This window comes from Pseudomonas sp. LS-2 (assembly GCF_003605735.1).
GTDB lineage: Bacteria > Pseudomonadota > Gammaproteobacteria > Pseudomonadales > Pseudomonadaceae > Aquipseudomonas.
Genome location: NZ_QXTJ01000026.1, coordinates 343,906 through 364,262 on the forward strand (window position 1 = coordinate 343,906; position 20,357 = coordinate 364,262).

Genomic DNA, 20,357 nt, shown 5'->3' on the forward strand with positions numbered 1-20,357 from the left:
CTCCATCCGAGACCTTGTTGTTCCTATGCTCATTCGCTGTATCGTTCTCAGTCGCCATCTCGTCACTCCCCTCCACAGGGTTATCACGTTCAGCCGGATGCTCACCGGGATTGGCCATTACATCAGGTCGTCCTGGCTCCAGCGGTGCTATCGACGCGCCGTTACCCGAACCACCTTCAAGGTCTGATTTACTTTTCATTCGTTGCCTCCCATGGCCGCAAAATGGATTGCGACATACACGTTCGAAGCTTGAAGCGTGGCGTCGTTCGATTAATTACCAGGCAGTAACAAGGGCGCCAGTACACCGCGAGAGCGCTCGGCTCCTTGTCTGATGCCTTCCCTGGATTGAACGTAATCGGAGTAAGTGACTTCCCCTCTTGGCCGCGTCAAGCCTGGCTAACAGGGTTCAGGTCGCCGTGACTCAACAGATGCAGAACAAGAAGACAGATCCACGAACGACGGACAAAGAAAAGCCCGCGATGGGGGAGCGGGCTCAAATTTTCTTGCAGGAGCAGACCCAAACGTAGCTAACGGCGTGTGAAATGAATGTGAACAAAGCTACTGAGCAGCCACAGCATCTGCACTCATCGCGGGATTAGGCCTGGTACCAAGGACATCTCGAACCGCATCCTGGGAAACCTTGGAGGGTGCATCGGGCATTGAAACGGTTGTCACCCATGACGTTGAATCTACATCCGAATGTGGTGCTACTGACGGCTGTAGTTTGGTATGGAGATAACTGATCTCCCCCGCAACAAATCGGAAGGAGTAAATTGCGCTGAGGCAGAAAACCAGCAGCCCTACCGTCACCACAACTTTGGCTGACCCTGACTGCATCGTCTCAACTCCTCCTTAGCGATGCCCTGATCCTACCCTCGGCGTCCTCAAACCAACAGCAGCTCGGCGATCACCTGCATCCTGAGTGCCTTTTCGATTAAGCAGTATCCTTGGCAGCCGCGTCAGCGCTGGAAGCGATCCTGTTTTTCAGCTCGGCAATCAAGTTCCCAATGGCGCGACTCGTATTCAGTTCAGAGATCGGTATGCCACCTGCGACAAGATTCCTACCAGGGGCCGGATCGACGAGTTCAATCGAAACCTCCCCTCTTTCGTCTATCGAGCATCGGCATTGCATGGGCAGGAACCCACGTTCGATGATATGGCGCAGCTCTAACGTTGATATAGCCATGATGCGTAATTGCACGGACTTGACCACTCATTTGCATTTCACTTGACCAGCCATTTGCATACGATCTGACCATTGAGTGACGATGCCTTTGGTTCCTTAGTCTGATACCTGATGCATAGTCGTACATCCGCCCATGGAGGAGCAATCCGTGCCTCTCAGTGCCCGGAATTTTAATTGCTGCCCTTCGTGGTCGATTTGCTTTGCCATGCGGGTTGGAGTCGTGCGCAAGCTGATCACGCATTGGAGCGGGCTTGCTAACGGGCAACGCTTGAGCGCTTAGGGCTTTTTGGCGATGACAAGCAGTCCAGCGACGATGAGGCCTGCACCCGTGATCATGCGCAACGTGATGATCTCTCGAAGCACCAGACCGGCAAGCAACATAGCATCGATGACGCTACCCTTATCAATCAGTGCAACGTTGGCGACATCCCCTGCTTTTAGGGCTTTGTAGTAGAAGATCCATGACAACGCCGTGGTGACGCCCGACAGTCCTAGCCAAGTCAAATTCCCGCTCGTGATGTTGGCCACATCTGTGTAGGAACGACCCACACCGCGAACGCCAGCACGAAGGCACCTACAAACGACGTATGAACGGTCAGGCCGAGTTCCCCCGAAATACCTGCAAGGCCCATCTTGGCGATGACAGATGTGAACCCAGCAAAAAACATTGAGACGAAGGCATACGCCATCCATTTTTCCATCCGTGTACTGACCTTTATTTCGGACGCTTGCGGCGCTGAGAGACCAGCCAAAATCACGCGGCTCTCAGTGCTACTCTCGGCATCAAAGCTGGCGAAAATCTATTGGGGGGAATACGCGGCGACCGACTTGCGAATCTCCTCCCGCGCCTCATCAGCGCTCCCCCAACGGCCCATCTTTACCCACTTCCCCGGCTCCAGTGTTTTGTAGTTCTCGAAGAAATGCTGTATCTGAGCGAGTAGTAGCGCGGGGAGGTCTGAGCACTCTTTCACGTCGCTGTACATAGCGCTCAGCTTGTCATGAGGCACTGCAATCACCTTGGCATCCGCTCCAGCTTCGTCCGTCATGTACATCACACCCACTGGCCTACTTCGAATGACGACGCCCGGTGACACCGGGTAAGGGCAAATCACCAGAACGTCCAGAGGATCGCCGTCATCGCTCAATGTATTGGGAATGAATCCATAGTTGGCCGGATAGAACATCGGCGTGCTGAGGAAGCGATCAACAAAGATCTGTCCGCTTGGCTTGTCCACCTCGTACTTGATCGGCGAGTGATTTGCAGGAATCTCGATGACGGTGAAGAAGTCATCGGGGATGGCGTTGCCAGCGGGGATGTCCGTGTAGCTCATGCTCATACCTCTAGGTTTTCTGGAAGGCCAAGACCGCTGACGTTTTGCCAACGGACATACGTGAGTCGATGTTTTACGCTGACCAATCTGTCAGGCTCGACGGTTAAGGGCCGAGCAATTTTATGATCGCATTCAGGTCAGACCACGGCTGCGAGAGTCGCGAACTGACGTCATCACAGCCAGGCCTGTGCGCGAATGGTTGATCGCACGATGTCTCATGCTGCTGCGCCGCACAGCTTTTACAGATGACAATGCCACCTTGAAATCTCCATCTTCTGCTCCAGGCTAATAACATTTCTGGCGGGGTCATTACGTCGCTCTCGTTACGCAAAGGTTGGTATCAGAAAGGAGGGTGTCACCGCACAAACGCGTCATGGCCGGCATAAATGGCACGGCCTCCTAGCTGCTCTTCAATTCGTAGGAACTGATTGTATTTCTCGACCCGCTCCCCCCGGCATGGAGCGCCTGTCTTGAGATGGCCAGTACCCATGGCCACCGTCAGATCAGCGATGAAGCTGTCCACGGTCTCCCCGCTGCGATGAGAAACCATTGCCCCCCAATTTGCCCCGTAGGCCATTTCAATGGCGGCTTTGGTCTCTGTCAGGGTTCCGATTTGATTGGGTTTGATCAGTACGGCATTGGCGACGTTTTCTGTGATGCCTCGCTGAATCCGTTCGACGTTGGTGACAAACAGGTCGTCTCCAACCAATTCGATCCGGTTACCCAGTGAATCATTCAATAGCTTCCAGCCTGGCCAATCGTCTTCCGCGAGTCCATCTTCCAGTACCGCAATCGGGTACTTGTCGACCCATGAGGAATAGAGGCTAATCAGCTCTTGGGCATCGACCTTGCGACCTTCCGAACGCAGATGGTAAAGACCGTTTTCATAAAAACCGCTGGATGCCGGATCGATAGCGATCTCGATCTGAGATCCCGGCGTGTAACCGGCGCTTTCGATGGCTTGAATGATCAGTTCGACGGCATCTGAGTTTTTCTTGAGGGCCGGTGCGAAACCACCCTCATCTCCGACCGCCGTTGAGTAACCGGCATCCTTAAGCACCGCTTTCAGCTCGTGATAAACCTCAGCGCCCCATTGCAAGGCTTCCCTGAAGCTGGCTGCGCCTGTAGGTGCAATCATGAATTCCTGAAAGTCAGGCCCTTGCCAATTGGCGTGCACACCGCCATTGAGGATATTGAAGATCGGCACGGGCATTCTCACAGCCTGGTCGCCGCCGAGGTACTGGAATAACGGCAGGTTTATGGCAGAAGCAGCTGCCCTGGCAACGGCCAGGCTAACGCCCAGGATGGCGTTTCCTCCGAGCCTGGATTTATCAGCGGTTCCGTCCAGCTTGATTATCAAATGATCAATTTGTTCTTGATCAGCTGCATCAAAGCCTCTGAGAGCGGCGAGGATTTCGGTATTTACGTTATGAACGGCTTTGAGCACCCCTTTCCCTGAGTATCGATGGGAATCGTTATCACGCAGTTCTACAGCTTCGTGAGCGCCTGTAGACGCACCGGATGGCACTGATGCCCGGCCCAGCGCTCCGCTCTCCAGGGTGACATCGACCTCAACGGTAGGATTACCGCGTGAATCGAGGATTTCGCGTGCATGAATAGCTTGGATACGGGTGTTCATAGTTCATCTCCAAGGAACGATTCAGGATCGTAATTGGCGGCATTAGTAAGTTGGTGGCCTCTGAGGCGGACATCAGCTCTCCATCAGTATTCTGAGCAACTGGATCGCTATCACCGCGATTGCTGGAACCAAGAAACCTCCGATAATCAGCTCGGGAATCTCGCCCAAGAGGGGCATGAACTGACCTGCCTTACCCATCTGGAAAAGCTCAAGCATTTGATCTGACGCGACCATTACGGAGCAGCAGTAGCCAGCCTGCGCCTTGAACCTGATCCGCCTTTGCTTTAACTGATTAAAGGTGAACAGAGACACTCCGAGGCTCACGATGAAAAGCGTGGCAAATTCAAAAACTGATCCTGTGAGCAACTTGCCCATGACAAGACCGAATACGATGCAAAGCATCACTGCACCCATGGGGTCTCCCAATTCTTTCAAGTGATTTGGATGAGCAGAAATCTGTGAGCCTTCCATTGAAGTTTCATCTGTTGGACTGCCCACCGACCCCCTACTCATCACGCTCACTGCCGCTGTGCTCGGAGCGCGTAGCCCGGCACACAGGTGTGAGACAGGTCGGCCTTGCAAGCTCTCTCACTCGGCATACGCAGCGTGACCATGGCGCCTTCGAGCGAAGTCACGATGTACCAGCCCTCGCTGGATACCCGTTGGCTGCCCGCCATCCCTGCCAGAAAAAGTGACCCAAAAATCAGCCCCAAGAGGAGCGATCTATTGTCGCGAGCCCAGCCAGCAGCTTGAGGTTGTGGACGCAAGTTATAAACTCGGTACATGGGGTTTATCCTTTGTATTAGCTGCCCAACGCGGTGTTTTAGTTTTCCGTCTGACCCACTCGACCGTATTCAATGGGCAATTTGAGATAGCCGAGAGAAATCGACTCCCTGGCCAATGCCTCCAGCAACCTGTCGCATCCGGGCTCATCAGTGGATATCGTCACCATGACGGGATGATCGGCACCGCTAAGAAAATGAGCGGTATGCAAATGTCCCAGATGATCCAATCCCTCTGTACCGCTTACCAGCGTTGCACCGAGAACACCCTGCCGCTTGGCGAAGTCGACCAGCCATTCTCCAAGTGGAAGGTGCTGGTATTGGGTGCTTTGTTCAGTGAAAAACGTCAGTTGAAAGCCGGTCATGGCAGCATCCTCATAAGGTGGTGAAAGCGACCGAGATTTGGGTCGGCCATACAGCCTCATCTACGAGCTGGATCTTCAAGATGAGTCACGACGCGTCACTGAGCGGTAACTCGCACAAGAGGAGAACGGCCCGTACCTTGCGTAATTCGTCAGCGTGATCACGCAAAAAGGCGCGCAGCTTGTCCTCTGTATCCAGTAGCTCCAGGCACTGTGGATGGCGCATATCGCCAAGCTCCGGGTGATGATGTGAGAGGCGCTGGCCTGGCAGATACCCTGCCGAAATCGGCTTGAGCATGACCTGCTCGATTCTGGCTTTATGCGCGACTTTAAGAAGATGTTGGGCAAGCGCAGGCGCACTCAGGTGATGCCAGAACTGTGTAACCCGCGCTCGACTGGCGCCGGGAAAATAGAGTTGCAAAGCGGTCAGGCGATCTTGACGACGTTCGGTCATTTCTCTTCCCCCACGAGATTTTCTTTGCGCTCGCTGGCGGACTCACGTTGATCATGAAATTGCTTGATATCGGAGAGGCGGATTTCTTCCGGCAGAGCGCGGTGATGCTTGCTGTGCCCCACCCGCTGGGCGTGATAGATCCCGGTATGTCCGGACACGAGGTAGCTGGCGATACAGGCGATGGCCGCGAGCGGCGCAATCTCTGGCCCGAACAGCTCCATGGCCATGACAATGGTTGCCAGCGGCGTATTTGCCGCACCTGCTAATACTGCGACGAAGCCAATGCCCGCCATCATCGCGAAGGGAAGATGCAACAGGGGCGCTAACGCATTCCCCAACGTGGCACCTATGTAGAAGAGCGGTGTGACTTCGCCGCCTTTGAAACCACTGCCCAGAGACACAACGGTGAACACCATCTTTCCAAGCCAGTCCCAGGGTGCCACCGGCATTTGAAAGGATTGAACGATGCTTGGAATCCCCAGCCCGATGTACTTGTTTACGTCGATGTAAGGGTTACTACCGAGCGCCCACACTGCGACTGCGATCAGCAGGCCGCCGACGAAGGGTCTTAACGGGGAATAGGTGATAAGCCGTTTAACGAACGCCCCGAGCTTATGGGTGGCGGTCGCGAATAATAGGCCCGTGAGGCCGAAGATAATCCCTGCTGCCACCACGGCCATGACGCTCCAGAGCTGTACAGGAACCACTTCGCCAATGACGTAATGAGTATGAACAACGCCCCAGGCTTGCCCGACCTGGTCGGCAACGATTGCAGCAACCACGCAAGGGAACAGCGCGTCGTAACGCATGCGTCCTATGGCCAACACTTCAAGTCCGAACAAAGCTCCCGCAAGAGGCGTGCCGAAGACGGACGCAAAGCCCGCGCTGATGCCGGCCATGAGAATCACGCGGCGGTCTTCACGACGCAGCCGTAAGACGTGCGTCAATTGATCGGCAAGCGCGCCGCCCATCTGCACCGCTGTACCTTCACGTCCCACCGATGCGCCGAACAGGTGGGAAACCACGGTGCCGATGAGCACCATCGGCACCATGCGCAGCGGGACAATTTTCTTGGGGTCGTGGATCTCGTCGATGATCAGGTTATTGCCGGCATCAACCGGTTTGCCCATCAGGTGATACGCAAGGCCTACCGCAAAGCCGGCAACGGGCAATAGCCAAATGACCCAAGGATGGGTTTCGCGCCACTGGGTGGCATGATCCAGAGAAAAGAGGAAGAACGCAGAGGCAGAACCTGCCAACAACGCCACCAAACCTGCGAGCGCAAGCCATTTGGCGATGTAGGGCAGTAAGTCGAGTTGTTCAGGTCGTCGGAGCTTAGACATTTGGTCAGCCACAAAAGAGTAAGTGGGCCTGACCAAAGAAGGGATTCTGACCGCGAACGCCTACAGACCTGGTTTGATCAGGTTTCTGTAGGCATCATCAGCTGCTACGGGAGCAGCGGTTAGTTAATGGAGGAATGCCATCTCCAGTTCGGCGATGTTAGCTAGCTGTCGCTCAAATGTAAAACTTTGTTGCAGGGGACGCGCTTATTTGAGGAGCCGGTAGTCCCAAACAACGGCACCGACGCCCCTCATCACACATCTACAGCAGGCGTTGGTTGATCTGACGCATCTCCTCGACCGACAAAGCCTATCTCAATCGGCGTTTTGATATAGAACAGGCTGATCGGTTCCTGCTCCAGCCTCTGAAATAGGCGATCAGACTCTTCTTCAGTGATGGCAAGCTGGATCTCTACAGGCTCATCGGCCATCTCAAAAAAATGCGCAGAATGCAGCTTTCCTGTGTGCCCAAACCCCTCGATACCCGTGGAAAGCGTCGCGCCTCGCAAGCCCAGATCCTTCGCTAGATCTATCACCCAATCCCCCAGCATTTTTCCTTGGTAGCGACGATTCTGTTGAGTGAAAAAAACGACGAGAAAGCCTTTCATGATCAGCACCTCAGCTGGAGCACAGCAATTGATAAGTCAGCAGTCCGAGCGCAGTCATAAGCAGTGAGCCTATGACATGGACGCTGATCGCTCCTAACGCCCAGACCACTCGACCCTCCTGAATCAGCGTCAGAGTTTCTGCGGAAAACGTTGAGAACGTGGTAAGGCCACCGCAAAAGCCAGTCATGATCAGCAGACGCCACTCCTGACTGATTGATGGATTTGATGCGAAGAACACCAGCGCGAGACCGATGATGTAGCCGCCGACTAGGTTGGCCAGGACAGTGCCAGAAGGCATTGTGGGGAAAAGGCCGTTCAGACGCATACCTAGCCCCCAACGTATCCACGCGCCTGCCGATGCACCAATGGCTATCGCGATCAGTGATTTCAGCATGGGCATCAGTCCCGATCAAAGAATTGCGATAGAGACGGAAGCTTCAGGTTGTCCGTAAAGCACGGAAGAGCATGTGGAGGGATCATTTCCTGTCCTCGATTGGGACAGGGAGCACACCTACGCACCCTGTCCAGGGTTTACGTAGGCATCATCAGCACGGGGCGGTTGGAGGAGGAATGCCATCTCCTGATACGATCCTATAGCACCAGCACTGATGGCATCAAGATCCTTGAGCCAGTCTTCATGCCCACCCATACTTAAGCCAGTCCAAGGCCATCGTCCTTCAAAATTCTCTGCATGAGACACCAGATGAGCATCGGCGAAACTACAAAATTGATCAGTACCCGAAGTGAAGAAAACGCGAACCTACTCCTCCGGGCGGGCTGGACGCTTTTGCTCATAGCTGATCGTCAGGAAGAGGGTTACCAGTGGCTGCTCTATCAATTCGGATGGCAGCAAGACGGGGAACCTCCTGAGAGCGCATTTACCGGTGTTGAAGGTGGCCCTGACCCGTTTCGAAACCGCACAACAATCGAAGTCTCTACCTGACATTCGTAGCAAAATAGTCTCATCTGAATGCTGTTAAAGGCTTTGAAAACAGTCGATTGCATTGCACTTGACCATCTGTTTGCATTCGACTTGACCATTTGCATTCGTGTTGCCCAGTCTAGGTACGAGCCTGACGCTCCTCAGAGCGCCGACGACTCACCTGCAGGTATGGATGACTAGCACTGACTACATCCACGCCTCAGCCCATCTAAACACGATGGTTTACCAGCATCCGCAACGGCGCGGCAGAAGCCTGCCATGGAAGCAACGCACAACAGTAATGCTCAAACTGCTTGCCGGGGATATGGGGCTGGACGTTATGCATGCCACGCGCCCGCAATTTGCGCTGAGGACAGGCGTAGAAGACATCACAGCTGATCTTATTGAAGAATTCAAGAAGACGTCCGCGCTCAGGACATGGGGGTGGGAGTGCATTCTCGACGGCACGCCACAGGTAATGCCGCCCACCTCGTTGTTCTAGGCGGTATCGAACGGGTGAGCGTGTGGTCAAGTGCAGTGCAAACACGTGGTCAAATCGAATGCAAATGCCTGGTCAGTGCAGACGCAATTAGGTGGTCAGGTAAGATGCAATTTCCCACATGACGCACAAACTCCCAGTTGTTGTTCATGGTGGACTTGGGAACAGGTCGAATATTCGAGATGCATGAGCCTCAGCTTGTCCATGCGACAAACCCCATTCGGTTTAGCAAATGTGTTGCACGAAGGGTGACATTCTGATGTCCAAATATTTCCACCCTCTGTTGGTAACGGAGTGACCCATGACTAAAGCCAGCGAGCGCCACATCATCGCTTTAGCCGCAATGTTGCACTCGCTTCGAAAAGCGGTGGACAAGCTGGAAAGCATTGAGCTGGCGCAGGTTCAGCATCTACAGGGCGAGCAGACTGTCGACCACCAACAATCGCTATCCCAATGCTTCACCAATTTACAGCGTTCCATTTCAGACATGGAAAATACGCTAGTCACCTTGGCGGAGGCTACAGGTGAAATCAGCAAGCTATAGCTATGCAAGAATGGGAATTAGCGGCCATAAAATGATCCTGGGAAGGATTGCCCGAGTTCACGCCGTCCCTTGTCAATCATCCTCCGTGACGGTATGCGCAATGGCTGGATGGCCTGCAACAGCAGGCCCCAGCAGCCGATAGTACTGCATATGAAATTGAGCCTCCTCGCGTCGCCCTTCCGCTTCAGCACGCAGTGCGCTGGATAAATGCCAGTCGCGAACCCGAAGAAGACATTCAATTTGGCGCTTTGATCGATTGGTATCCGACATCTGGCCCTCCTTGCCTAAAGTCATATCGCTCGATTTAAAGCTAAGGCAAATGATGACAAAAAAGGTTCGATCAAATGGAGGCCGCTCGCAGATCTGATCATAGGAACGATCACTTGAGGGCGGCCATTGAAAGACAGAGGATGTGGTTGCGAAGCGCCTGCCTTTTACACAGCTAAGGAATGATGGTGATGATGGTTTACGACGTATTTGGAAGAACAATAGGCATTCAGAAAGCACAAGGTGAATGGCAGGTTTTTCTCCTTGATGAAAGCACGGGAAAGCGCTCAAGGGTGACGGGCGTGGTCATTCCTGACTTTGTTGGCGAGGATGAAATTACGGGCTGGCTGGACGACATTTATCACGAATCCGCAAGCATCACGAGGCCCTGCGTTGTGCGTCTCAAGTAAGCCTTCTCTGCCCGTGGGTACGGAAGTCGACAACTCACCACCCACCGCACCGCAGGCGCGTCAGTACCTCATCCGCCTGCGATTGTAGGTTTGCACGGGCACGCATCATCTCGTTTGTTTGGCTGGAGGCAGGAAGGTTAGCGGCATCTGCATCAACGTTTATGAGAAGCGCAGAAAGGCTGGCGTGCATCATCAAAGCAGACGAGAGCACGTCGCACTGCAGTTCTCTCTTTACGTTTGATACAGCACCTTGTGCAAGCGCGATACCCTCATAGCACGACCTCGCAGCTGCCAGTGAACCTAACGTTATGTCTAGCGCCTGCTGGTGATTGTGTCCAGAAGACCCTGATGCGGATTTCTCTATGAATGCGCCGAATGTTCGCATGTCATTGTCAGCATGGGCCTTCATCACGGTAAGCAGTTGCTCCACTCTGACGGCAATATCTACCTCGCTGTCGGCATCAATCTGATCGAAAGATTTGCGAATCACCATTCGCAGAAGCGCTAGCGCCAAACTCGCAGTGACGCATGCGGTGGCACCGCAGCTTGGTACAGGCGCCGGTGAGGCAACTTGTTCGCAAAACGAATCCAGAGTGCATGACCATAGGCTCATCTAGTAATCCTCAGTGGTTATGTTGCGCAGCTAGACAAGCGCTCTCACAGGTATCGAGGTTTCAGTCGCTGCAGCATCGGATCGGCTCCTGGTCTTGTACCGGCGGGTTGGCCAAATGAACCTCGGGCGTTCCAGGTCACTCAGGAGTTTGATGGAAATCTGGCGGGGATCGGCCATGGGTCATCGTGGTTCGATTCGTGCCCGACGTGTTTCGTGACTGGGGCTTACGACAGAATTGCGCCGAACCACTACAAATTGTTCACGATCTACGAGTGCAGCCGAGCGCTGCTGGCCGATCATCCTTAGCGTTTTTTAAATCCAGTGCGTTAGCACTGGTCGGCGACTGTACGCAGGAACTCCAGTACGTAACGCTCTCCCCCGCTTTCCCATACGTCGACGTGCCCTGCCCCTCGGATCAGGATGAACTTAGAGGGTTTATTTGCCGCCGCATAAAGTTGCTCGAAGTGAGCGGGCGGAATCACCAGATCTTCATCTCCGCCGTATATCAATAACGGTGCACGAACTCGACCAATCTTCGACAAGCTATCGTAGCGATCACGGGTCAGCCGCTCTACGGGCAGCCAGGAAAGTCTTGCTTTAGCAACAGCTACCACGGATGTGAACGGTGCTTCCAGGATCAAACCTGCGCATCGTGTTTCAGTGGCTAGCTGCACTGCCACTCCGCTGCCGAGGGAGTAGCCATGGATCACCACGGCCCGCCCTGTGCTTTCCAGTAACTTCAATGCTGCTCTGCCGTCGGAGTAAAGGCCTTGCTCACTCGGTCGACCAGGGTTACCTGCGAATCCACGGTATTCAACCTGCAGAACCCCGTAGCCTTCGTCGACCAGCCGTTCCGCGATTGCTGACCGATTACGCAAATCCTCTCCATTGCCGTGCAGCAGCAAGATACAGAGCGGCGAGTCGGGTACAGGAGGACAATACCTGCACGCAAGTCCAAGCCCATCGGCAGTAACCACAGACGTCCAGACAAAGCGCGGATCGAAATCCAGCGGATGGGCCCGAGTGGTTCTTTCACCAGGGTAAATCAGACGTCCTTGCAGCCAATAAATCGCTATTAGGCCCGAAAGGTACAGGAGCAGGATTGCGGCGCCTGCAAAGGTAAGCAGGTACACCATCGAGATCACGGCTCTTTACCACTAAGCGTCTGAAGCTTGATCCCCCATGCCTCTCCATGACGCTGCAGTGCCTGCTCGAAGAAATCGAGTTTCATCGGTGGAAGCGGATCAAAGCGGGGCTTTAGCCGTTGAAGATCCTTTGCGAAACGAGTGAACGTGGCGAAGTCCCGAGGATAGCGTTGAGGGTCAACTCCTATAAGCCGAGCCTGCCCTTTTGCTCGGCTTAGCGCCTGCCGCCAGCGCTGCATGGTGGCTAGACCCACCCCTTCCGTGCCATGAGAAAACAACATCAGATCGACCTCCTCCGGCCCTGCTGCCTGCGCAAGGAACCGCTCCAGAAGGTCAGCGGAAGGTTCTACGCCGAAAAGCAGCCATAGGGGGATGGCTCTGAGACTCAAGGTCGTATGAGGGTCGCATAGCAAAAAGCTGCCGACCAATAGACGCTCGGCCCTAACGCCTTGATCGCCATACCATTGCCGGTAAATTTCGGCGGTGGGAACGCTCAATGCCTCAGGTTCTACATAGCTGATTTCGATAACACGCCATTGACGTTGCTCAGCCAACTCTTTCAGATCTTGGAGCAACGCAGGGTCGAATCCCCACTCTGCTTCGGGTGTGAGTTCGGTCGTTTTCGGTGGTTCCCAATGTGTGCGAGGAATACTGTACCGCCTCAAATATTCAGCGACTCGCGGTGAGCCTTGAAAGTACTCAGCCTCTGTCGCGCCCCCTGTGGCCCCAAACTGAAAGATTGAGCGTTCGCCAGTACGCGTGACGGGCCATTGTCGATTGCAACGGTTCACATAGAGCGTGCCGCCACGCGGTAAGTTGCGCAAAAGGAATTCCCGGTAAGCAAGCGGTAAACGCTGCAACTTGAGGCGGAAGTACGTCATTTGTTGGAGCATCAGACGATCCTGATTCGGATCATGCATGTGATGCACTGCAATTCGCGCATCGGCCTCGAGTAAGTTGGCCACGGTGCCCAGTCCTTCCTGGAAAGCACGCTGGGCGTCGTCTGGATCGTTCCCGAGTGCACGTACGGGACATAAGAAGGTCTGCGGCAGCCAAGGGACATTCATTGCAGCTGCCAGATGAATCATGGCGCCGTTCGAGGAACCAATGAATGCAGCTGGGTACCGTCGATCAGGGTATTGCCCGGCTACCCACTCACTGATGGCCTCGATATCCAATCGTCGCGCCTGTCCCTCCCCTATGCCTTCAGCCATTCCACCGAAAGCGTAAATCAACTCTCGGGATCTACTTGGTAGGGCATTAAGGACAGGCATCAACTTGTCCATAACAGCTGACTGGCTCGGGCTGGTGAAGGGCTTATCATGCAGCGCAGCCGCCAATGCCTGAACCATCGCTGCAGCGGAATCAAAACGGGCGATACCCCGTGGGGGCCGACTCATTTATCGATTCTCCCTGAATGATTGTCTCCGTCCAAAAAGTCCGCCACTGCTTGGGCGAAACTAAAAGGGTATACGTAGTTCATGGTATGAGTGGCGCCCTCAAGCAGCCGAAATTGGCCGTTTGGCAACAAATCGCATGCTCGTTGCGCCCACGGAGTCGGAACTACCGGATCGCGTGTGCCTTGCAGGATCAGACACGGTGCTTGGATTAAGGGCAAACGGGTTTCGACTCTGTCCCGAATCAGTCTGTACATGCTGGTCAAAGCGCGCCAAGGGCCGGCTTTGGCATAGTCGACACGGCCGATGTCTGCACTCGATCTCTGGCGCTCGCGACGCCCGTTGAGAAAGGCGCGGCTTATCTGAGTAAAGAGGTTTCGCGCATCCGCATCGACAGTTAGCCCCTGCAATACAAGACGGTCAACGACTGCAGGATGGCGCACTGCGAGCATAGTCAACACCTGGCAGCCGAAGGAATTACCGATAAATGAAGCCTTGCCAACATTCATCGCGGTCAGCCACAAAAACAGAGCGTCGCTAAGGCTTTGGATACTCAGGGCGCTACGCGGCGATCCAATGACACTCTCGCCGTAGCCAGGTAAATCCGGGGCCAGCACGCGGTAACCGTTCGCAGCCAATGCCAGCGCCAGAGGCTCCATATAGCGACTGGAAATGACCAAGCCATGAACCAGCACCACCACTGGCCCATCCAAATCGCCGACGCTCCGGAAAAACATGCGCCAAGGCCCAGCCTGTATGTACTCGCCTTTTATGCCGAGTTGCAGGCTATTTTCGCTCAGCGCTGGCATTCGAGCCAAACGGCGATAAATGCGATAGCCGGCCACTGCACACAGGCTTGCGGAGCCAGCCAAAATCCAGGTTAGATTATTACGGGAAGATCGCTTCATCGCTTTTCACTCGCGGATTTGAACGAAGCGCTCGAGGGACACTGCTCATTGCCGTTACCGAAATGCATATCCAAGCCAGCAGCGCTGATGTTTGTACTCATGGCTCACCTCTTTTTGGCAATGCGAATGCCTCGACGTAGTCGCCCGACCGAGTCTGCAAACCACCGTGACCGCCAGCTGCAATGACGACGTACTGCCTGCCGTCCTTGCCCATGTATGTCATTGGCGTTGCCTGCCCTCCGGCAGGCAGCCGAGCCTTCCAGAGTTCTTTGCCGTTCTGCGCATCAAATGCGCGCAGATAGTCGTCCGCCGTCGCGCCCATGAATATGAGCCCGGATCGAGTAGTGACGTTGCCGCCGATATTGAAGATCCCTGTGGGGAAAGGCAGGTTGACGTGTAGCCCCATCGGCCCCATGTCACGAGTTGTGCCTACATCATGTTTCCAGACGACGGAACGGGTGCGCAGATCAACCGCCGCCAACTGCCCCCACGGTGGCGCTTTGCAAGGTGCGCCCAACAACCCAAGCCACGGATCGACCTTGACCACATAAGGCGTGCCGTATTGAGGATTGATGGCGAATTTCTTAGGTCTTGGCGGCTGTCCCTTGCCATCCCATGGCTCGACCAGACCTTTTTTCTCCGCATCAGACCGTTCAAGCGTCTGCGCAACAAAAGGGATGTAACTCAGGTTCGCATACAGGCGCTTGCGCTCAGGATCGACGGATGCTCCGTGCCAGTCGATGACGCCATCGAATGCTGGATACACCAAGGTTTTCTTATCTAGGGAAAATGGCGTAAACGCGCCTTTGTAATCCAGGCTGCGAAATTCAATACGGCAGAGCATTTGGTCGATGGGCGTTACGCCCCATGCGTCCTTCTCCTCGATCTGAGGAGGTGCAAACGAAGGCATGCCCACTGAGTAAGGTTGCGTTGCGGACACAGGTTCACCCGGCAAGCCACCTTGAGGCGCGGGCTTCTCTGCAACCTGGGCGACAGGCTCCCCAGTTTCGCGATTAAGGACAAACAACTCGCCGCGTTTGGTTGTCTGCACCAGAGCGGGAACATTCTTGCCGTTGGTATCCTGCAGGTCTACCAACGTCGGGCCGATGGGCACATCCATGTCCCAAAGGTCATGGTGCAAGGTTTGGAAAGACCACCTGGGCGCGCCTGTTTCGATATCGAGCGCGACCACGGAACTCGAGTATTTCTCATCGAATGGCCGGCGTTTAGCACCGTAGTAGTCCGGCACTGCATTGCCAGTCGGTAGATACACCAAGCCGCGCTCAACGTCGGCGGTGTATACCCCCCAAGCATTAGGGGTGCCCGGAGTGAAATTCTCATCGGGCGCGGGGTGGCTGACAACGCTTTCGGGACGCCCCACGTCCCATGCCCAGGCAATTTGACCTGTGATCGGATCAAAGGCACGCACCGCTCCCGAGGGCTCGTTGGTTTTCTGGCCGTCATATATCCACCCGCCAAGGATCACTCGGTCACGGACGACTAATGGCGGCGAGGTTACGAAATGAAAACCTTTGGGCACATCACCCAAATGCTGCCTCAAAGAAACGAAGCCCTGATCTCCGAAGTTCGCGCAGGGCTTGCCCGTGTTTGCGTCCAGTGCGACCAGGCGGGCATCGGCCACCGGAGAAATAATCCGTTGCGGGCATTCGGTACCTGCCGGCGCCTCGTAATAGGCTACGCCGCGACAGGCTAGATAAGCGTTGTTCCCGGTTTCTGGTTTGGGATCGAAACGCCAGCGCTCAGCACCCGATACGGCATCCAGGGCGATGACCTGGCTGTGCGGCGTGCAGATGTAAAGTGTATCGCCCACCTTGATGGGAGTGACCTCGAAATTGAATTCGTAGCCGTTCTTGTTTTCTCCGGATCGCGCAACATCGCCCGTTCTGTATTCCCAGGCAGGTTGAAGTTGGTCGACGTTTTGCTGACCGATCTGCGTGAGCGGAGACCAGCGCTCACCGCGAGGCGTGCGACCGTAGTAACGCCAGTCATTGTCGATATTTTCAGGCGAAGATGAAGGCTGCGTTAACTGTGCCTGTGCCTGCTCTGGCAAATTTTCTGGATAGGGATGAGCGAGGAAAAGCAGAGCAACGAGCAGCGCGCCAACCAGAGAACAAATCACATTGCCTGCAGATGAGATGTGCTTGTGTGGGTGGAGCCGCCGACGAATCCGAGGAAGCAGCAAGTAGAGGCCCAGCAAGGTCGGAACGAGAAGCCTTGGCTCAAGGGCCCAGGCATCCAGGCCGCTTTCCCATAAGGCCCAGGCGACAGTCGCGAGCCACGCCAGACCGTAAACCCATAGCGACCACCATCGGCCCCTGATCAAACCGACGCCAGTTATCAGCAGAGCTAATCCTGCCAGCAAGTAATAGGGCGACCCATGCAGCATCACAAGCCAGATACCGCCGCCAAACAGGAATGATCCAATGAGCGCCACCAGCGCGCCGGTAAACACAGGGGTACTGCGCTGGAACAGGTTCATCTGACCTCCACAGGCTCTTAATAACTCAGATCATGACCAAGGGGAGTCTGTATGCATTACTCCGCTCCAGAGTCAGGTTGGTTTGCAGTCACTTCTTTTTGAGCGCTTCGATCAGCTCAGCTTTGGTCATCTTCGAACGTCCAGAAATATTCCGACTACGGGCCTCACTCATCAAGCTTTCCTTGCTCTGCGTTTCAAGTGAAGTTTTAGAGTCACGCCCATGGCCGCTGCGTGTTTGCGCCGCTCTTTTGCCCGAGTCAGATTTGGCCTGTTCCTTCGTAGAGTGCGACGTTTTTCTACCCGAGCCACCAGCTTTTTTACCCCCTCCTGACTGTTTGTTTACGGTTGCCCAAGCGCGCGCCTCCGCCTCGTCTTTGGGTGTGCCCTTCTGCTCGTAGCTCTCTTCAATGTGCTCGGCTTTGCGCTTTTGCTCGTCGGTGTACTTGTCTTTGCTTCCACGTGCCATGGCGCGTACCTCTGTGTAAGTAGGCGCGAGTCTGCCTTCGCCCCTGTTTCAATAGGGAAGCAAATTTATCAAGGAAAGTTCACCCAGATTTCTTGAAGTAGCCGGGCGCGCCACATCATGACTGCGCCTGGCCGGAGAGCTCTCCATAATGAAATGACGGGAACATACACCGTCCTGCATACGGACGATCACGCCCGTGTCCGCTCAGCAACTCAACGGAACGATAACGACGCCGCCATCCTCTACGTCAAATCACCCAGAGGAGGAACCTTCATGATCGACCCTGATACAGGCATGAAGATAGGAGAGCGCTACTCAGTAGAGAAAATAGGCGACACGCATCCATTTACAGGATTTTTTCTCGACGGAAAGTATTTTCTCGCCCCGGAGCTATTGAGCGCGGTCGGCTGGCTCGAAGGCCAAAAATTCATTTACGACGATCTGGACTCGACAGGGAAGCCCCTGTTCCCAGGCCGTCTCGCTGGCACAATCTCCGACCTCACTCTGACCCTGGTATCTGGGGAAACTCTAAAGCTCGCTGCTGTTGAGATGGATCCACCGATTCCAACGGAACCTTTCGTAACTTCAAATGAGCCTAAGGGATTAGACATCGGGCCGTTGAGCGGAAAGCTGGTTGTCATTACCGAGGCATCAAGTGGTATTGGCCGAGCCACCGCAAAGGCTTTCGCGTGCAAAGGCGCGCGACTTGTACTGGCGGCGAGGGATGAAGAAGCGCTTTACGAGGTTTTGGATAAGTGCACTGAGTGCGGTACCGACGCTGTCGCAGTCACCACGGATGTCACGATCAGCCCGCAAATGATAAATCTCGCAGAGCGCGCTGCAGAGTTCGGGCACGGTCGCATTGACATCTGGAAGTCCGCCATACAGCTCGCAGAGGGCGAATGCTAGCCCAAGTCCGCCATCCATAATGCTTAAACTGATGCGCCGGCAAACTAGGACAAGCATCTTAGCGAATCCGGTAGACGAAGTGTCCTGCAGGTTGTCCGCGCAACCGGCTCGCCACCCCACCGGCTCAGGCCTTCACCGAGCGGAGTTTCTTCTTCAGTGGCCGAGCATGACACCAGGTTACTAATCGTTTTTCTTAAGCCATAGGGCCTGTATCTCCAGTTGCTTGAAGAGCGCGCTCCTGTAGATGATCCGTGACCCTCCGACCAAGATTTCCGGTTTTGCTGAGCCGATCCGCATGTTTACGGAGCACAGCCTCCCTTTCCTGCACCGTTAAAACCATCCTAGTTGTCGATTGGGCTTCGCGGCGCAGATCTTTCTTGGCCATTTCAAGAGAGAGCTCCATTAGCTGATCAGCTAGCACACGCAAATCTTCGACAGTTTCATAAAGGTCTTGCACAAGAGATTCGCGCCGCTTTCGCATCCACATACGTGCTTTCTCACGTTGAGCTTGGAAATGGTCTCTGAATTACCCGTCCAGGGCGAAATGCACAGACGAGCCGAAATTAAAATAGATGCACCACTCGGGCCAGACCAACCTTCGGGGCAGCGAAAAGCTCCCTAAAGCCCATCACACATCCCTCGATGCATTGCCCTGACCAGCGCTTGCGCCGAGAAACTGTCTTCACCAGCAAATCGATTGGGAAAAACGGAATAACCGTTTCGAGAGACTGTTCCTTGGATACGCCTCCCCAAGCGAGTACAAGCGTCCCTTCTGCAGGTCGATTCATGGGGTGCCCCTCGTGCACCGGCAGGTCACGCTTGCCGTTAGAATTCAGCTCGTATTTGCTCTTTCGCTCCACCAACAAATAGCGATGCGCTTCGCCAAAGACTAAGCGTCATCGCTACCCATGGTAACGAAATACAGGCCAAGTGAACCGTGATCAGGCATTAGCATACTCAGCTCCACCTTCGATGGCCCTACACCATCGACAGCCATCCATGAACCGATATGCAGGCCTACCTGGCTAGCCAACCATATTGCGCGCCTGTCGACATACTGTTCCAGAGCTGTCTGCTGCGATGAGTGCCACGTCATGGCCTTCAATCTTTGCTATGGACGTAAGCGGATGGCGAATACAACTTCCCTTCTGTTGAGGGCGTCACGTGGCCTAGCCGTTATCTCGCGTTGGCCGAGGCAAAGTCCTTGATCACCCTGAAAAAGGCTTCAAGGGAGAGTGAGATGAATTTGTCTCGGTGATAGACAGCGTGTAACTGCCGTTTGTGCTCAGGAATCACGTGATTCAACGAGATCAGTCTGCCTTCTGCGATGAGGTCTCCGACCACCCAATAGGAAAGGCAGCTGATTCCGATACCCGCCGCTACCATCCGCTTTATGGCTTCAGAACTGCCAATCTGCCGAGCATTGCTCAAAGAACCAAGATGCGGTAAGAGCCACTGCTGTACCTCTTCAGCCGTGCCCGATCCCTCTTCGCGCACAAGCCAGCGTGCTTCACGTAGCTCACTGGCAGAAAGCTGCCCTTTATGTGCCAAAGGGTCATCTGCCGCTGCGACAATGATCAACTCGTCTTCACACCAGGGCTGCACGGCCAGAGTGGGCTGGTGGCTGGGCCCTTCAACCAGGCCAACGTCAATTGACAGTTGTGCCGCCTGCCGGGTGATCTCTGCACTGTTGCCCAGGATGACATCGATCTGTGTCCCGCCGGCACGCTCGGCCATGTGTTGCATAAGCAGCGGCATAATGTAGTTGCCAATCGTCGTGCTGCAACCTACTCGCAGCCGCGCGACCACGTCTGTCCGAAAACCACCCTCGATCTCCAGCGCTGCTTCGATCAGGCGGATAGCCTTGGGCAGAAGTGTCTGGCCGTTTTCGTTCAGCACCAAGCGTTTGCCGACGCGGTCGAAGAGTTGAATATCCAAAGCACCTTCAAGTTCATGGAGTGCCGCGCTGGTCGCTGACTGCGACAGGGCAAGGGCTGCACTGGCTTGTGTGGTTGAACCCAGTTGGGCGATAGCGCGGAAGATGTCGAGTTGCCGAAGTGTGAGCTTCACTTTCT

Annotated in this window: 24 protein-coding genes, 1 pseudogene and 2 riboswitches; of the genes and pseudogenes, 5 read left to right on the forward strand and 20 right to left on the reverse strand. The window is 54.8% G+C overall.

The genetic code is table 11. The annotated features are described in order from the left end of the window. Window positions 1-934: 934 nt before the first annotated feature. The 12 genes from D3M70_RS16425 to crcB all read right to left on the reverse strand — a co-directional run bounded on the left by D3M70_RS16425 (window position 935) and on the right by crcB (window position 8,096). The gene (locus D3M70_RS16425) at window positions 935-1,201 is read right to left on the reverse strand and encodes a DUF1652 domain-containing protein (protein ID WP_133306485.1); all 267 of its coding nucleotides are present in this window, start codon (window positions 1,199-1,201) and stop codon (window positions 935-937) included. A gap of 261 nt (window positions 1,202-1,462) precedes the next feature. Next, window positions 1,463-1,735, reverse strand: coding sequence for an EamA family transporter (locus D3M70_RS33270; RefSeq protein ID WP_256659872.1), 273 nt, complete (start codon window positions 1,733-1,735; stop codon window positions 1,463-1,465). Further along, window positions 1,687-1,887 carry a hypothetical protein gene (locus tag D3M70_RS33275; RefSeq protein ID WP_256659873.1) on the reverse strand — a complete coding sequence of 67 codons (201 nt, stop codon included), beginning with the start codon at window positions 1,885-1,887 and terminating at the stop codon, window positions 1,687-1,689. Before D3M70_RS33275 ends, D3M70_RS33270 begins: the two co-directional genes overlap by 49 nt. A 99-nt stretch (window positions 1,888-1,986) precedes the next feature. After that, window positions 1,987-2,517: an inorganic diphosphatase gene (gene ppa / locus D3M70_RS16435; RefSeq protein WP_120126761.1), complete on the reverse strand. Its 531-nt coding sequence runs from the start codon at window positions 2,515-2,517 to the stop codon at window positions 1,987-1,989. A gap of 355 nt (window positions 2,518-2,872) precedes the next feature. Further along, window positions 2,873-4,156, reverse strand: coding sequence for a phosphopyruvate hydratase (gene eno / locus D3M70_RS16440; protein WP_120126762.1), 1,284 nt, complete (start codon window positions 4,154-4,156; stop codon window positions 2,873-2,875). Window positions 4,157-4,228: 72 nt separating this feature from the next. Continuing rightward, window positions 4,229-4,570: a hypothetical protein gene (locus D3M70_RS16445; protein ID WP_120126852.1), complete on the reverse strand. Its 342-nt coding sequence runs from the start codon at window positions 4,568-4,570 to the stop codon at window positions 4,229-4,231. A 104-nt stretch (window positions 4,571-4,674) separates the two neighbouring features. Beyond that, entirely contained in the window at window positions 4,675-4,941 is a 267-nt protein-coding gene (locus tag D3M70_RS33955; protein ID WP_120126763.1) for a hypothetical protein, read from the reverse strand. Between the two features lie 38 nt (window positions 4,942-4,979). Next, a complete protein-coding gene (locus tag D3M70_RS16455) occupies window positions 4,980-5,303 on the reverse strand; it encodes a DUF190 domain-containing protein (RefSeq protein ID WP_120126764.1) in 324 nt (107 codons plus the stop codon). A gap of 85 nt (window positions 5,304-5,388) precedes the next feature. After that, on the reverse strand, window positions 5,389-5,754 hold the full coding sequence (locus D3M70_RS16460; protein ID WP_120126765.1) for a hypothetical protein: 366 nt from the start codon (window positions 5,752-5,754) through the stop codon (window positions 5,389-5,391). Continuing rightward, on the reverse strand, window positions 5,751-7,097 hold the full coding sequence (locus D3M70_RS16465; protein ID WP_120126766.1) for a voltage-gated chloride channel family protein: 1,347 nt from the start codon (window positions 7,095-7,097) through the stop codon (window positions 5,751-5,753). The genes D3M70_RS16460 and D3M70_RS16465 overlap by 4 nt, the downstream gene beginning before the upstream one ends. 81 nt (window positions 7,098-7,178) lie before the next feature. Further along, window positions 7,179-7,251, reverse strand: a riboswitch (Fluoride riboswitch). 97 nt (window positions 7,252-7,348) lie between these two features. Then, window positions 7,349-7,702, reverse strand: coding sequence for a DUF190 domain-containing protein (locus D3M70_RS16470; RefSeq protein ID WP_120126767.1), 354 nt, complete (start codon window positions 7,700-7,702; stop codon window positions 7,349-7,351). Window positions 7,703-7,712: 10 nt separating this feature from the next. Beyond that, a complete protein-coding gene (gene crcB, locus D3M70_RS16475) occupies window positions 7,713-8,096 on the reverse strand; it encodes a fluoride efflux transporter CrcB (RefSeq protein ID WP_120126768.1) in 384 nt (127 codons plus the stop codon). A 135-nt stretch (window positions 8,097-8,231) separates the two neighbouring features. After that, window positions 8,232-8,292: riboswitch (Fluoride riboswitch) on the reverse strand. A gap of 113 nt (window positions 8,293-8,405) precedes the next feature. Here crcB and D3M70_RS16480 point away from each other — a divergent pair. The 3 genes from D3M70_RS16480 to D3M70_RS16490 all read left to right on the forward strand — a co-directional run bounded on the left by D3M70_RS16480 (window position 8,406) and on the right by D3M70_RS16490 (window position 9,667). Continuing rightward, window positions 8,406-8,645, forward strand: a complete 240-nt coding sequence (locus tag D3M70_RS16480) for a hypothetical protein (RefSeq protein WP_120126769.1) — start codon at window positions 8,406-8,408, stop codon at window positions 8,643-8,645. Window positions 8,646-8,925: 280 nt separating this feature from the next. Continuing rightward, complete coding sequence (locus D3M70_RS16485) at window positions 8,926-9,126, forward strand: hypothetical protein (protein WP_120126770.1); 201 nt, start codon at window positions 8,926-8,928, stop codon at window positions 9,124-9,126. Window positions 9,127-9,424: 298 nt separating this feature from the next. Further along, window positions 9,425-9,667 (forward strand): hypothetical protein, encoded by a 243-nt coding sequence (locus D3M70_RS16490; protein ID WP_120126771.1) that lies wholly within the window; start codon window positions 9,425-9,427, stop codon window positions 9,665-9,667. Window positions 9,668-9,739: 72 nt separating this feature from the next. On the opposite strand, the gene D3M70_RS16495 is transcribed toward D3M70_RS16490, so the two are convergent. Beyond that, the gene (locus tag D3M70_RS16495) at window positions 9,740-9,937 is read right to left on the reverse strand and encodes a hypothetical protein (RefSeq protein WP_120126772.1); all 198 of its coding nucleotides are present in this window, start codon (window positions 9,935-9,937) and stop codon (window positions 9,740-9,742) included. Window positions 9,938-10,125: 188 nt separating this feature from the next. On the opposite strand from D3M70_RS16495, the gene D3M70_RS16500 reads away from it, so the two are divergent. Next, on the forward strand, window positions 10,126-10,344 hold the full coding sequence (locus tag D3M70_RS16500) for a hypothetical protein (RefSeq protein WP_120126773.1): 219 nt from the start codon (window positions 10,126-10,128) through the stop codon (window positions 10,342-10,344). Between the two features lie 34 nt (window positions 10,345-10,378). Here the strand turns inward: D3M70_RS16500 and D3M70_RS16505 are convergent, their stop codons facing one another. From D3M70_RS16505 to D3M70_RS16530, 6 genes are all read right to left on the reverse strand, one after another. Then, window positions 10,379-10,957 (reverse strand): cyclodeaminase/cyclohydrolase family protein, encoded by a 579-nt coding sequence (locus D3M70_RS16505; protein WP_120126774.1) that lies wholly within the window; start codon window positions 10,955-10,957, stop codon window positions 10,379-10,381. Window positions 10,958-11,283: 326 nt separating this feature from the next. Continuing rightward, window positions 11,284-12,093 (reverse strand): alpha/beta hydrolase, encoded by an 810-nt coding sequence (locus D3M70_RS16510; protein WP_120126775.1) that lies wholly within the window; start codon window positions 12,091-12,093, stop codon window positions 11,284-11,286. A gap of 5 nt (window positions 12,094-12,098) precedes the next feature. Next, window positions 12,099-13,502, reverse strand: coding sequence for a hypothetical protein (locus tag D3M70_RS16515; protein WP_120126776.1), 1,404 nt, complete (start codon window positions 13,500-13,502; stop codon window positions 12,099-12,101). Next, the gene (locus D3M70_RS16520) at window positions 13,499-14,407 is read right to left on the reverse strand and encodes an alpha/beta fold hydrolase (RefSeq protein WP_120126777.1); all 909 of its coding nucleotides are present in this window, start codon (window positions 14,405-14,407) and stop codon (window positions 13,499-13,501) included. Before D3M70_RS16520 ends, D3M70_RS16515 begins: the two co-directional genes overlap by 4 nt. A gap of 97 nt (window positions 14,408-14,504) precedes the next feature. Then, window positions 14,505-16,907 carry a membrane-bound PQQ-dependent dehydrogenase, glucose/quinate/shikimate family gene (locus D3M70_RS16525; protein ID WP_120126778.1) on the reverse strand — a complete coding sequence of 801 codons (2,403 nt, stop codon included), beginning with the start codon at window positions 16,905-16,907 and terminating at the stop codon, window positions 14,505-14,507. A gap of 88 nt (window positions 16,908-16,995) precedes the next feature. Next, window positions 16,996-17,373 carry a termination factor Rho gene (locus D3M70_RS16530; protein ID WP_120126779.1) on the reverse strand — a complete coding sequence of 126 codons (378 nt, stop codon included), beginning with the start codon at window positions 17,371-17,373 and terminating at the stop codon, window positions 16,996-16,998. Window positions 17,374-17,646: 273 nt separating this feature from the next. Here D3M70_RS16530 and D3M70_RS16535 point away from each other — a divergent pair. Next, a pseudogene (locus tag D3M70_RS16535) lies at window positions 17,647-18,246 on the forward strand (SDR family NAD(P)-dependent oxidoreductase); the annotation flags it as partial. Between the two features lie 1,212 nt (window positions 18,247-19,458). Here D3M70_RS16535 and D3M70_RS16550 read toward each other — a convergent pair. Next, window positions 19,459-20,352 (reverse strand): LysR family transcriptional regulator, encoded by an 894-nt coding sequence (locus tag D3M70_RS16550; RefSeq protein ID WP_120126783.1) that lies wholly within the window; start codon window positions 20,350-20,352, stop codon window positions 19,459-19,461. Window positions 20,353-20,357 lie beyond the last annotated feature (5 nt).